Below are 12,783 nucleotides of genomic sequence, written 5' to 3'. Positions count from 1 at the left end.
GCGTTGGCGCTGTTTTTACTAATAGCAAAACCTTCGTAGTGATTCAATCAAGCTTTGACGAAAACACTTCGGCATTCTAATTTTAGAGTGAAGGAGTGTTTTTTTGTTGTCCTCATTTAATTATTTCGATGAAAAACCTCGAGTGAGCAAACGCCAACCACATAAACGAAAAGACGAAAAAATTTTAAAAAAAGATACTGCAAAAGTAATATTTGAAAAGTTCCTTGAATTTAAATCTAAACAGAACCTTCGTCTACCATCATTAAATAAATTCATTGCATTGTTTAAAAATCTAGAAGCGTTCCATGAAACACGAAGTAAAGCCACTTTACATGTGACGCACATTACAACGGAGTTTATAAGTGATTATGTTTACTGGTTAAAACACGAATATATAAAATTTGAGAATAACAACAATGTGCCTGAGCGTGTCAAAACAATTGGATTAGCAGACGCTTCAATCGCTACTCGCATACGTTCTTTAAAAACATTCATTAATTGGTGCTTAAGAAAAAAGTTAATACAAAGTAATCCATTTGATAACTGGGAAGGTTTTAAACAGAACAGCACGGAGATAGATGTTTTAACGCGGGGCGAATTAAATAACTTGCTCAAGGTAGCAAAGTTTTACTCTAACAAATCGTTTAAGTATTTTAGAGATACTGTTTTGCTACATCTTTTAATTGATGGGATGTTACGTATTACTGAGGCATTGCTGTTGTCACCAGATGACATTGACCATGTGAATAAGACAATATTAATTCGGTCAGTAAATGCGAAGTCACGCAAAAGCCGTATCATTCCTTTGAGTAATAAAACATATCGTTTGTTGAATCAATTGTTAGATGAAAACGAAGCGTTTGAAGGAGAAACAGATAATCTTGTTTTCTTGTCTTTAAGTGGACGTATGTTGAACAAAAATAACGTATTACGTGATTTGAAAAAATGGGCAATACAAGCAGGAATCAAAAAACGTTTTTATCTACACTTAATCCGTCATTCCGTAGCAACAGAATACTTACGTTCATCAGGAGATGTTGAATCATTGCGTAAAATTCTTGGACATGCCGATTTGCGTACAGTTTTGATTTACAGTCACTTAGCAGATTCTACAATACAAGAGAAACATCAAAGTCACGGTTTTTTCGGAAGCGAAAATGTAATTCAACGGAAACGTTCTAACAAAAGAAGAAAGTAGTTTAGAAGAAATTTAGGATATGTTAGTATAGAAAAGTTTATAAAATAAAAACGAACGGATTATAGGACTGCAATCCTACCGCTCGTTTCCCACACAATATCCGAAGGACATTGCTACTTAATTATAGCAAAGTTTCCTTCGTCTGAGAAGGAGTATGAATATGGACGTTAAATCTGAAATCAATGCGTTACAGAAACGCTTGCTTGTGCGTTTAAACGTTAAAACAGGGTCTACTTTATATATCATCATTCAAGAAATTTCTCGTCAAGCATACGCGAAGCAGTCGTTTGTAGTGTCGCAGAAAAATTCTACACTAGCAGAGAAGTGCGGTGTAACTGCATCTACAATTAGCAGAAATCTAAAGAAAATTAAAGAAAATTGTGCTGATTTATTAACTATTGAGCAAAATCGGAACACTGGAGAACAATTTGCAGCACTAATTTTTACGTTCGTTCCGCAAGAATTGTTATGTACTAATAGTATATGTCAAGAACATCAAACGGAAACGTCAAACGGTGAACAAACGGAGCAAGTCAACAATGACGCGGAACCAGTTGAAGTTGCTGAAAACACTTCTAGTTTTTCTTCTACTCATTCCTTAGTTTATGTTTCTAAATCTAATAAAGATTTAAATACTAATATTGTTAACAAAGAAAAGGTTAACAAAGAAAAAATAATAAATGACGCATATATTGAATTTAAAAAACAAGGCGTAGACAAAGATTTATTTAACAGAGTTTTGTCAGAAATGAAGAATAAAGCAGGTATTCGCAACTTCAAAGCGTATTTACATAAAACACTTACTAACGTGGTCAATCACATGAATTTGAAACGTGGCACAAGAGTGATTGAACATCACGGTTTAAGTGATTTTTACGGTGTTTTGATGGGTCAATAGCCGAATGAATTAATTCTTCATTCAGGTCTAAAAAGGTTGCATAAACCTTGTAGAATTTGCACCATATCAATTATGCAACAGGTGTACAATCATGCAATCATTAGGCATAGAGAGGAGCAAAACATGCAACTATTGAACAACAAATTGATACAGACCGTGTTATTCGGAGTAGGGGCATTACTACTATTCAGCATAATTTTTTATTCACTGTTCGCCCATGCTTTCCCTAAAAATGCGGAAGAAGAGCAACGTATTAAACAGTTTGAACAAGTGCGTAAGGACAGAGCAGAATACTACAAGAATCACCCACATAAGGAATTGAGCAAATAAAAAACACCGACTCGTTAAAGACGGTGCTTGTGATGGCGTTTTATTTTAGCAAATACATCCGTATTGAATTAGTTTTTCTTCTTCCAATTGAGAAAAACGTTTGTCGTAATCTTCAATAAAATTAATTACGCTTTCGACAGTAGGCGGTGTAAAATCTCTGTATCTAAAGTTTTCTTCCACGCCTTCGTCATTTTGCATGATAAGATTGGCAATAAAATGGTAGCCTTCTTTGTCAAAAATTTGAATCATGTAAAGCATTCCGTTTTCTTCGTTCGGTTTTAATACGCTTGGATTGACTAAAATAGATTTTTGTAAGACCCAATCTAATTCTTCTTCAACAAAGAACAGATTGTTTCGATACTCGTACTCATAACCTTTTTCAATCAGCGCTTTTTCAACCTCTTGAAGCATTTTCTCTTGCTCTTCTTTTGTTGCATAAACTCTTTCAAAATTTGTCATCTTACATTTCCTCCGTAAAAGTTTTTTAATTAGAAATTTGGAGGTTTTATTATGTAATTGTCGACAATTCATTTTGTCATTTATTGTCGAATTTCCGATTTGATAAGTTTATATTACACTTATTAACACGGTATGTATAGATATTTTTGAAAAATGAATCGAATGTCCGTGTTGACGAATGTAAACACCTTTATGCTTTTGAATATTAATATTCAATTATCTATAGTTGAGAAAATCAGACGCTCAGAACGTATCGACGTTGTGTTTTCTGATAGATTGTAAAGGTTTGAATATCAAATTATTAAACTTTCACTGGCGTCGAAATCGATAGTATAACGAATATATGGCCATATTTACATCGAAATAAATAGGAATAGAAGAAGCCGTTAAGCTACTTCTATTGGATTTCATCAAAAACAGAATAAAAATCAACCTCTTCACCCATGAAATCAAGTAGTTCTTGTAAGTTTTTCCAGTCAAGCTGAATATCTACATAGTAAACAACATTGTCTTTTACAAATGTTGCACATGTATGTGTAGTAGTTTCATAAACAAAAGCTTCTACATTTAATGCTTTAGATACTAAAGCAGCTGTAAACTGATTAATCCAATGACAACCATGAATGAACTTATACCAATCAATAGTGCCTTCTTGTGGAGAATGTTTATCGTAATATTTTTTGTCCAAAGCTTGGTATTCTTCAGTGCTAAGCAATTCATTCCATAAATCGTCTTCGTCATCTGAATTTGAGCCATAAAGTTTTTGGAACAACTCATCTTGTTCTTTTTGAAAATTTTTATCTTCTTGAACAGCATCAAAAATTCGGTCATCCCAATAACAACTTGTCGTGTAATCCCAAGGCGCATCTCCTGGTGTCCATATTTTTCCGTCCCAACGTGGATGCTCCAAACAAAAATCAGTCATTGCTTCATTGAGAACTGCTTGTACATCTTCATCATTTAAATATGGTTTTAATAAATGCCAATTTTCACGAATAGGATACAATTTTTCCTGTAATTTAACTTCCTCTATTGCGTTATTCATTTCTATAGTTTGTGTCATTGTAGTTTCCTCCAAATAATTTTCCAATTTTATTTATTAAGAAAGAGTCATCAAAAATCTTACAATTTCTCTAACAGTTTTGTTTGTTCGTTTTTCATCACACGGTTATTATACTGTGAAAAAATAAAATGTAAGGAAGAAGACCAAAATTTTTTGTTTTTACAATAAAAGGAATGTTTTAACACCATGAAATGATTAAGCTAGCACGGAACTGATGATGTAGGAGCATATAAAATAAAAAGCATCCCTTGATGGGATGCTTTTTCAATTATACGCTGTACTCTGAGATAGTTGCTTTAATCTCAGTAATCATTGCGTCTACATACTTTAAATCTTGGCGATTTCTTTCTAGGATTTCTTTATGATTGTCTACAATGTAGTAATAATCTTTTTCTAATTTTTCAATATGTTTTTTGAAAAATTCTTCACGTTTTTCTGCTTTATGAGACAAACGTTCTTTAGCTCTGGAAGCAATACCATGTTTAACTTGAAGTAATTTTCTTTTTTCTTCTACTCTTTTAATGTTCTCTTCTATAGTAGTTTTTTCCTTTTCGTAATGATTTAACCAATCTTTTAATTCTTGTTCGATATTCATATTATTCCCCGCCTTTCTTATACAACTTTAGTACTTCAATTCTTTTTCCTATAAACCTTCTACAAATTTCAAAAAAATACATCTTTAGAGCTAAATTAATTAATCAATTTTATAAAAATATATTTCCTTTTTTTATTTATTAATGCAAAATAAGGTTATGAATTAACATTATTAAATATATTGATAAAGGTGGAATATAATTATATGACAGTTGGGGAAGTCAAAAAATCCAAGGATGTTAATGAACTATCCAAATGGTATACAGAGCAAAGGCATTTATATGAAAATTTAGCTAGAAAAGTTGCAGGAATTATTAAAGATGTACTAAACCAATCTAAAATAGAAGTTTATTCAATTAGTAGTAGAGCTAAAGACGTAGATAGTTTTATTGATAAAGCTAGCAAAAATAAATATATTGACCCGGTAAAGGAGATTAAGGATTTTGCAGGGATTAGAGTAATCGCATTTGTACGTTCAGATGTAGAAAAATGTTGTAACGTAATTAAGCCACTCTTTGATATTGATGAGTCTAATAGTGTTGATAAAGGTAAAGAACTAGGGAAAGATAAAGTTGGGTATAGGTCAGTACATTATGTGGCAGAATTAAAAGAAAACAGATTGGAGTTACCTGAATTTTCTAATTTTAAGGGAATGTGCTTTGAAATACAAATTAGAACTATTTTAGAGCATGCCTGGGCAGATGTTTCTCATGATAGAAGTTATAAATTCACAGGAAAGTTGCCAGTAGATAATGATATTGATAGAAGGTTTTCACTTGCAGCAGCCACTTTGGAACTAGTAGACCGTGAATTTGATACAATTGCAAAAGAAATAGATAACTATCAAAATAACGTTATAAGTGAAGCTAGTCAGGGCAATTTAGAAGCAGAAATTAACAGTACGTCACTTATTGCATATATGAAAATAAAATTTAAAGATATGATGGAACAAGGAATGATTGAACAAGGAAAAATGAAAGAATCATATATGAAAGGTACCAAAGACATAATTAAAGAGTTAACGGCATTTGGCATCAATACTTTAGGTGACCTTGAACAGGTAATAGGAGATAATATAGATAAATTTGAATATGATTCAAATCAAACATTTTTAAGTATACTGAGAGATGCGATGATACTGTATGATGCAGATAAATATTTTTCTGAATCATGGATGTCTGGTTGGGCCCTAGACCAAGATTCCTACAATTTTTATAAAGCACAAGGACTAGATATTGATGGAATTATGAAAAAATATAATGTGCTGGCTGTAAATCTATAAATATTGGATGTAAGATAGAAGGGGATAAATACTTAAGAATTTTGTTTGATTCTTAAATTAAATTGTACAGAGTAGGGCAAATGTATATTTATAAAAATGATGCTATGCTTCATTGCAAAGTTTGCCCGTACAGATAAATAATATTTCATTAAACACTTAAAAATGTAATAAGAAGTAGTTTTAACTACTTCTTATTAATCATTCAATTTAATTCTGGTAAATACAAATCAAGCTCGTTAGCTAGCAGCGTTTGAATTTGCGAATGTAATATCATCTATTAAATCTACTCGTCTTTTTTCTGCGAGTACTTCTGCAAGCAATGATAAATGTTGTATCACTATATCATTCATATTTTTTTCATTAAAAACACCGTAAAGGAACGCTTCAAATATTGCTCGGTCATCCCTGCCCCTTCTCTCCTTATATGTAGTTGAAGTTTTTACTAGATTCTTCATAAGTCCCTTATTCATTACAATTTCCTCTCAGCTCTGCCACGGTTTCTTTGATTAGTTTCATGAAATAAATTTGCTCCATAAGTCCGTTTGAATATGTCTTCGCAAGTTTGACTATAAGATTGTTCATTCAGCAATTCCTCCCATAATTTTCTTACGTCCTTATAGTAAGACAAACATAAATAGCAGTTAGTAGGTCAAATTAGGGAAATTACAAAAGGTAGTTGCTTAGCGACTAACTCACCTCATTTTGAGGTTGATAATGTAATTTAAACTGTCCTCATTTTGAGTTGGGCTATATGAAAGGCGACCTCATTTTGAGGCAGATTGCTACCTCATTTTGAGGCACAAATAAGAATGTTTAATAAGAATCATATATAAGAAAGATTCGCATACGCTCACTTTCTTGTCATGTTCTTTTGATAATTTCTTTAGTCCATATAATGAAGAAAAAATAAATATAAAAAATTTCATTAATCGCCTTTACATCGGAAAGTTTCACAGTATAATGTACTATCAATTATTTTAAAAAAGTGTGTCAGTGCTCTTTACTCTGACCCACAGTGTGTATATATGTTATATACGAGGTTAACAGGAGGAAATTTTTAAATGAAAGTAAATAAAGAAAAACGTTCGGAGCGACTTGCAACGAATGTAAGACCAAGTTTAAAGGAACAAGTACTTAAATTCGCCCACGATAACGGTGACGTTACTGAATCAAAAGCTGTTGAAATTCTTATCATTAAAGGTTTAAACCGATAAACAATACAACTTAAAGGAGATTGTTCATTATGAGTAAGAAACGTATTTTTGAACCTGAGGTAGCAAATTATTTATATAAAAACGGAGCGAATTTAATTGAAATCACTCGCGATAAAAAAAATAAAGATGCTACCATTTTCATCTTTGAACAAAATGAAAAATTAAATGAGTTACTGGCACAACGTACACGATAATATAAAAACAAAACGGACTGGGGATAACGGACAATGAAAAAACAATATATCACAAAGGCATACATTGAGATGCTTAACGACAAAGAAAAAGCAACAGGTGTTTACTATACGACACCAAAAGTAATTGTAAAAGGTGATAAATACCGTAAAGCATTAAATCCAACAGAAAAATTGATTTATCAAGAACTTTGGGATATGACGAAAAAAGCAGTTCATAAAGGACAAGTTGATGAAAAAGGACGAGCGTATGTTGAAGCATCTTACAGTTTTCTTGCTACAGCAATCGGGGTAGATGTATCGACTATAGACCGTACTTTAACGAAAAGAAAAGGACTGTTTAACACAGGTTTACTAGCAATCAAAAAACATGGAAATAGCAGTACTACCGAATATTATGTAATGGCACCAGTTTATGAAGGCGCAGATGAAATGTATCTAGCAAATGATGGCGCTACAAATGAAATGAAATCTACTGTAGACGGATTTAAAAAGCGTAAAAATAGCAACAAATCTACCAAACGTGAAACGGAAAATGAGCAACTTGAAGAGCAACGTAAATCAGATACTATTCAAGATACTGCTCATTACGATGTTGTTAAACGTGAAGAAGCAAACAATACGCCTGATGGAATTGAGTCTAAACAAGAACAGATTCCCGAACCGAAAGAGAGACCAATCATTGTTGAAAAATACGTGGAGGAACGGTCATCAATGACAGGATTTTATTCAATTGTACTGGTAGAAAAAATGTCGGATGGTAGTTTAAAAGAAACGGATTTAAAAAAGAAATTTCCTAAAGTAACAGATTTAAAAATATTAAATCATGCTCATAAGAACTACGAAGTTAAACAAGTTGAAATGGGGATATAGTTTTTGAATATTAATATTCAAAAATAACAGAACATTCAATCAATAAAACAAAACGGAGAAACTAATTATGGAAACAGTTGTATTTTGTCAGTATTGCCTTTTAGTGATACGAGGCGATGAATGCTCGTGTAAAGGAACGGGAACAGCGTATAAACATGGAGAACACACGAAACACCCAAGCAGTACTCGGAAGTTTCAAAAGCTCAGGAAGCAAATCATTAAACGTGACGGAGCGCATTGTGTACGTTGTCGTATCAAATATGATTGGATGGTGTTCGATAACCTGCAAGCGCACCATATCAAATCATGGCGTGATTTCCCTGAGTTAGCTTATGACGAATCAAATCTGATAACGGTCTGTCGTGATTGTAACTTAGAGCTAGGAACCAGTAATAAGCTTGATTTCGAATATGAAGCCCCAGGATTAGAAATGCCGACATTATGACAGGCGTTTTTATCTTGAAGTAGGCAGGGAAGGATTAAGGGGTGGTCAGCAAGAAAAAAACGGATTCCCGAACTTTAGAATTTTTTGAGATAGGCCCCCTGTGTTCCTAAGAAAAAATAGGAGGGGAACGAATGGACTAAGGGGTGGTTAACACCAAAAAAATTGTTCCCCATAACTTGAAAAAAAGGAGAAATATTTAAAAATGAGACCTACAAAATCTGTTAAACAAATGACACGTAAAATGTCAAAAGCAGAAAGACAAGCAAGAGAAAAAGCAGAAGCGCAAGTTGTTACCAATCTAAAAAGTAAACCAGAACCCTGTTTTTTCATGAATTTGAATGAAGAACAGAAAGCAATTTTCGAAAGGTTTGCAGCCCTTAACGAAAATTTTACTGAGGCTGATTCAATATCATTAACGATACTATCTATAAATTTATATCACTACAACGAATTATATGAAGTACTTCATGAAATGGACGTACTCGACGAACGAGCAGCTTCACTTGAAAGACGTCTTCACGCCTATGAGAAATCCATAACGGCACACATGAATTTGTTGTGTATACCGTTAAATCAACGATTACGGTTAGCAAACGATATGGCTAGATTGGCTATTGAGGAGAAAAAGCTCGAAGAAATAAACAATCAGCAACCAGTAGAAGAGAATCCGTTATGGGAGGTATTAGAAATGTCAAAACGTATTAGATGAAAAATTTGAGTAATGGGGATGAGGTTTTCTTACGTTCGTCACCCTCCTGTCCTTTTGTCTCCTTTACTTTTTTTCTTTGGCGGTACAGGGGGGTGTTTTATTCTTCATTAGGAAATACTAATGGGTGTACTTTCCATATATTTAGAAAGTTTTTCTTACTCATAGTATAATAGACATAAATACTACTATGAAAACGGTGATAATAATGAACACTAACTTTTCATTTTTTCGTGGGAAATGGGATGTACTCGCCAATTTAGGAGAAACTGCAGAAAAGAATTTATATCAAGACCCACATACAACCTTAATGAAACTTCGTTTGTTTGGAGAAACCCTGTCGAAGTTTATTTTAGCATCTGAAAATATACGAGAAACATATGATACGAGGCAAGTAGATAGAATTAATACACTGCGTCGTGAAGGTCTAGTTGAACCTGAGTTACTTGATATTTTTGAAGCGCTACGTCGTAAAGGAAATCAAGCTTCACACGAGGCAGATTACGGTAAAACAGAGGAAGCAAAAGCATTAGTACAATTGGTATTTCGTTTATCTGTTTGGTTTATGGAAGTTTACGGGGATTGGGACTTTGAAGCTCCTGAATACATGGAACCCCAAGAACAAGTGAACGTAGATATAGAAAAATTACAAAAAGAATACGAAGATAAATATAAGAAGTTAGAAGAAGAGTTAGAAAAATCTCGTCAGAAAGCAGAAGCAGAACATGAAAGTATTAAGACAGAGCGTAAGAAGAAATCTAAAAACTTTATACGTCGTCAGCAATTAACTGAAGCAGAAACGCGTACTATTATTGATGAAAAGTTACGTTTAGCAGGATGGGAAGTAGATACAACAAACCTTAATCATTATACAAAAGGTACTTTGCCACAGAAAAATAAAAATATGGCAATTGCTGAATGGAAAGTTGATGGAGGTAGAGTTGACTATGCACTCTTTGTTGGATTAGAACTGGTAGGCCTTATCGAGGCAAAAGCACAAAAGAAAAATATTCCTGGAGTGTTAGAAAGTCAAACCAAAACTTACGCAAAGAATGTAAAACTAATTGATAAAGAAATAATTACTCCTACAACAGGAGAATACAAAGTACCGTTTTTGTATGCAACCAATGGTCGACCATTTTTAAGACAATTACAAGAACAGTCGGGTATATGGTTTTGGGATTCACGTAAACCATTAGAGCACGCTCGTCCCTTAGAGGGATGGCATTCACCAGAAGATTTACAATTACTTCTTAGTCAAGATGATAAAGATGCAGATAGACTTCTCGAAGAAGAAGATATTACAAAGTTTGGATTGAGACATTATCAACAAGGTGCAGTTCTCTCAGCAGAAAATAGTTTAAAAGAAGGTCAAAGAAGAATGCTAGTTGCAATGGCGACAGGTACTGGAAAAACTCGTACAGCAATTGCGCTTATGTATCGCTTAATTAAAACCAAAAAATGCCGTCGTATTCTTTTTTTAGTAGACCGTAGTTCATTAGGAAAACAAACAGATGATGCTCTAAAAGATACAAAAATTGAAGGTTATTCATTTGCTGATATTTACGATGTAAAATCATTAAAAGATATCACTCCAGAAGTAGAAACAAAAGTGCAAATTGCAACGGTACAAGGAATGGTGAAACGACTTTTTTATAGTGAAAGTGACACAGTTCCAAGTGTTGGACAATATGATTTTATTATCGTGGATGAAGCACATCGTGGATATACAAGTGACCGTGAGATGTCTGACGAAGAATTGGTATTCAGAGACCAAAACGATTATGTGAGCCAGTACCGCCGTGTTATAGATTATTTTGACGCGGCATGTTTGGCACTAACAGCGACGCCTGCACTTCATACAACTGAAATCTTTGGTATGCCAATCTTTAAATACTCGTATAGTGAGGCAGTATTAGATGGGTATTTAGTTGACCATGAACCTCCATATCTATTCAAAACAGAACTTTCAGAAATGGGAATTAGTTTTGAAAAAGATGAAGAAGTAGAAGTGTTTGACGTAGATAAGGGTAAAATCCAATTAGAAAAAATGGAAGAGGACGTTCATTTTGAAGTAGAACAATTTAATAAACGAGTTATTACAGAACCTTTTAACAAGGCGATACTAAACAAACTCGTAGATTATATTGACCCTACAAGTAAAGAAAAGACGCTTATATTCGCGGCTACTGACGACCATGCAGATACTGTCGTGCGTTTGTTAAAGCAAGCATTTAAAGAGCGTGGTGACGAAGTAGAAGATGATGCGGTAGTTAAGATTACTGGAAAGAGTTATCAACCATTGAATTTAATTAAAAAATTTAAGAATGAACGTCTTCCCAATGTTGTTGTCACAGTTGATTTGTTAACAACTGGAATTGATGTTCCAACCATAACAAATTTAGTATTCTTACGACGTATACAATCTCGTATTCTTTATGACCAAATGCTGGGACGTGCTACTCGACTTTGTCCTGATATCGGTAAGACGCATTTCAATATTTATGATGCAGTAGGAATTTATGATAAGTTGAAAAGTTATACAGATATGAAACCAGTGGTCAAGCAACAAAATTATAGCATTGGTCAACTTCATGAGTCATTGGCAAATGCTACGACAGAAGAAGAAGAAGAGTTTTATCGTGACCAGTTGGTTGCGAAGATTCAACGTCGTAAACAGCGATTAAATGAAGAAGGCAAACAAAAGTTTGAAGAGTTATCGAATGGAAAAAGTATTGATGAGTGGGCTAAAGAAGTTCAATCATATACTTCAAAAGAAGCGAAACAGAATTCTATATTGTTTAATTACATTGAAGCTTATCGAGCAAAAGGTGAAAAGCGATATATTTCTAATAAAGAAGATGAAGTAACAAGTGTGGTACGCGGATATGGTGAAGGAAATAGTCGTCCAGAAGATTACTTAGATGGGTTTGTTCGTTTCATTCAAGAGAATATAAACGAAATTCCTGCACTTCAACTTGTTTGTACACGTCCAAAGGACTTAACAAGGCAAGATTTAAGAGAGTTAATTACAATCTTAGAAACGAAAGGTTTCAAACAGTCACACTTGCGAACGGCGTGGAAGCAGACAAAGAATCAAGATATTGCCGCAGATATTATCAGTTTTATTCGTCAAGCAGCATTAGGAGAAGCGCTTGTTGACCATGATACTCGTATTAAAACAGCGATGCAGAAAGTATATTCTTTGAATGACTGGACGCCAAGACAAAAGAAATGGTTAGAAAGAATTGAAAAGCAATTACTTCAAGTACCTGTGCTAGCACCAACACCTCAGGATGCTTTTTCAGAAGAGCCATTCATTAGTCGAGGTGGTTATAAAATGCTGAAGCGTGAGTTTGGTGACCACATTGACAATGTTGTGAATACTATTAATGAGAATTTATATATTAGTTAGAATTCGTGCCTCTTCATTGAGGCACTTTTTTGAGTTATAATTAAAAGGTTCGTCTTAAACAGATAAACAATAAAAATTGTTTTAAAATAAACATTCAAGCATCGCAGGAGGCAAA

The 12,783-nt window shown here is 33.6% G+C and carries 14 protein-coding genes; 10 read left to right on the top strand and 4 right to left on the bottom strand.

Annotation, left to right across the window (positions count from 1 at the left end):
• The first annotated feature begins 106 nt into the window (after nt 1-106).
• From AC0KUU_RS16505 to AC0KUU_RS16495, 3 genes are all read left to right on the top strand, one after another.
• Complete coding sequence (locus AC0KUU_RS16505; RefSeq protein ID WP_473452712.1) at nt 107-1,198, top strand: tyrosine-type recombinase/integrase; 1,092 nt, start codon at nt 107-109, stop codon at nt 1,196-1,198.
• 160 nt (nt 1,199-1,358) lie between these two features.
• Nucleotides 1,359-2,096, top strand: a complete 738-nt coding sequence (locus AC0KUU_RS16500; protein ID WP_473452709.1) for a hypothetical protein — start codon at nt 1,359-1,361, stop codon at nt 2,094-2,096.
• 123 nt (nt 2,097-2,219) lie between these two features.
• Nucleotides 2,220-2,426, top strand: coding sequence for a hypothetical protein (locus AC0KUU_RS16495; RefSeq protein ID WP_473452706.1), 207 nt, complete (start codon nt 2,220-2,222; stop codon nt 2,424-2,426).
• Nucleotides 2,427-2,471: 45 nt separating this feature from the next.
• Here the strand turns inward: AC0KUU_RS16495 and AC0KUU_RS16490 are convergent, their stop codons facing one another.
• The 3 genes from AC0KUU_RS16490 to AC0KUU_RS16480 all read right to left on the bottom strand — a co-directional run bounded on the left by AC0KUU_RS16490 (nt 2,472) and on the right by AC0KUU_RS16480 (nt 4,543).
• Nucleotides 2,472-2,885, bottom strand: coding sequence for a hypothetical protein (locus AC0KUU_RS16490; protein WP_473452703.1), 414 nt, complete (start codon nt 2,883-2,885; stop codon nt 2,472-2,474).
• Nucleotides 2,886-3,282: 397 nt separating this feature from the next.
• Nucleotides 3,283-3,948, bottom strand: a complete 666-nt coding sequence (locus tag AC0KUU_RS16485) for a hypothetical protein (protein ID WP_473452700.1) — start codon at nt 3,946-3,948, stop codon at nt 3,283-3,285.
• Between the two features lie 268 nt (nt 3,949-4,216).
• Nucleotides 4,217-4,543: a hypothetical protein gene (locus AC0KUU_RS16480; protein WP_473452697.1), complete on the bottom strand. Its 327-nt coding sequence runs from the start codon at nt 4,541-4,543 to the stop codon at nt 4,217-4,219.
• Between the two features lie 204 nt (nt 4,544-4,747).
• Between AC0KUU_RS16480 and AC0KUU_RS16475 the strand changes: the two genes are divergently transcribed.
• The gene (locus AC0KUU_RS16475) at nt 4,748-5,824 is read left to right on the top strand and encodes a GTP pyrophosphokinase (protein WP_473452694.1); all 1,077 of its coding nucleotides are present in this window, start codon (nt 4,748-4,750) and stop codon (nt 5,822-5,824) included.
• Between the two features lie 236 nt (nt 5,825-6,060).
• Here AC0KUU_RS16475 and AC0KUU_RS16470 read toward each other — a convergent pair whose 3' ends face one another.
• Nucleotides 6,061-6,294 carry a hypothetical protein gene (locus tag AC0KUU_RS16470; protein WP_473452691.1) on the bottom strand — a complete coding sequence of 78 codons (234 nt, stop codon included), beginning with the start codon at nt 6,292-6,294 and terminating at the stop codon, nt 6,061-6,063.
• 591 nt (nt 6,295-6,885) lie between these two features.
• Here AC0KUU_RS16470 and AC0KUU_RS16465 point away from each other — a divergent pair.
• The 6 genes from AC0KUU_RS16465 to hsdR all read left to right on the top strand — a co-directional run bounded on the left by AC0KUU_RS16465 (nt 6,886) and on the right by hsdR (nt 12,668).
• Complete coding sequence (locus AC0KUU_RS16465; RefSeq protein ID WP_473452689.1) at nt 6,886-7,038, top strand: hypothetical protein; 153 nt, start codon at nt 6,886-6,888, stop codon at nt 7,036-7,038.
• A gap of 29 nt (nt 7,039-7,067) precedes the next feature.
• Nucleotides 7,068-7,232, top strand: coding sequence for a DUF5659 domain-containing protein (locus AC0KUU_RS16460; protein WP_473452687.1), 165 nt, complete (start codon nt 7,068-7,070; stop codon nt 7,230-7,232).
• A gap of 33 nt (nt 7,233-7,265) precedes the next feature.
• Nucleotides 7,266-8,102: a replication initiator protein A gene (locus AC0KUU_RS16455; protein WP_473452685.1), complete on the top strand. Its 837-nt coding sequence runs from the start codon at nt 7,266-7,268 to the stop codon at nt 8,100-8,102.
• Nucleotides 8,103-8,169: 67 nt separating this feature from the next.
• Complete coding sequence (locus AC0KUU_RS16450) at nt 8,170-8,547, top strand: HNH endonuclease (protein WP_473452681.1); 378 nt, start codon at nt 8,170-8,172, stop codon at nt 8,545-8,547.
• 202 nt (nt 8,548-8,749) lie between these two features.
• Nucleotides 8,750-9,256 (top strand): hypothetical protein, encoded by a 507-nt coding sequence (locus tag AC0KUU_RS16445; RefSeq protein WP_473452678.1) that lies wholly within the window; start codon nt 8,750-8,752, stop codon nt 9,254-9,256.
• A gap of 205 nt (nt 9,257-9,461) precedes the next feature.
• Entirely contained in the window at nt 9,462-12,668 is a 3,207-nt protein-coding gene (gene hsdR, locus AC0KUU_RS16440; protein ID WP_473452674.1) for a type I restriction-modification system endonuclease, read from the top strand.
• Nucleotides 12,669-12,783 lie beyond the last annotated feature (115 nt).

The organism is Priestia sp. ST2 (assembly GCF_055810735.1).
This window is presented reverse-complemented; position numbering and strand designations above follow the sequence as displayed.

Coding starts and splice junctions, on each gene's coding strand:
- AC0KUU_RS16500 (WP_473452709.1), top strand. CDS start 1,359: ATGGACGTTAAATCTGAAATCAATGCGTTACAGAAACGCTTGCTTGTG.
- AC0KUU_RS16495 (WP_473452706.1), top strand. CDS start 2,220: ATGCAACTATTGAACAACAAATTGATACAGACCGTGTTATTCGGAGTA.
- AC0KUU_RS16490 (WP_473452703.1), bottom strand. CDS start 2,885: ATGACAAATTTTGAAAGAGTTTATGCAACAAAAGAAGAGCAAGAGAAA.
- AC0KUU_RS16485 (WP_473452700.1), bottom strand. CDS start 3,948: ATGACACAAACTATAGAAATGAATAACGCAATAGAGGAAGTTAAATTA.
- AC0KUU_RS16480 (WP_473452697.1), bottom strand. CDS start 4,543: ATGAATATCGAACAAGAATTAAAAGATTGGTTAAATCATTACGAAAAG.
- AC0KUU_RS16475 (WP_473452694.1), top strand. CDS start 4,748: ATGACAGTTGGGGAAGTCAAAAAATCCAAGGATGTTAATGAACTATCC.
- AC0KUU_RS16470 (WP_473452691.1), bottom strand. CDS start 6,294: ATGAATAAGGGACTTATGAAGAATCTAGTAAAAACTTCAACTACATAT.
- AC0KUU_RS16465 (WP_473452689.1), top strand. CDS start 6,886: ATGAAAGTAAATAAAGAAAAACGTTCGGAGCGACTTGCAACGAATGTA.
- AC0KUU_RS16460 (WP_473452687.1), top strand. CDS start 7,068: ATGAGTAAGAAACGTATTTTTGAACCTGAGGTAGCAAATTATTTATAT.
- AC0KUU_RS16455 (WP_473452685.1), top strand. CDS start 7,266: ATGAAAAAACAATATATCACAAAGGCATACATTGAGATGCTTAACGAC.
- AC0KUU_RS16450 (WP_473452681.1), top strand. CDS start 8,170: ATGGAAACAGTTGTATTTTGTCAGTATTGCCTTTTAGTGATACGAGGC.
- AC0KUU_RS16445 (WP_473452678.1), top strand. CDS start 8,750: ATGAGACCTACAAAATCTGTTAAACAAATGACACGTAAAATGTCAAAA.
- hsdR (WP_473452674.1), top strand. CDS start 9,462: ATGAACACTAACTTTTCATTTTTTCGTGGGAAATGGGATGTACTCGCC.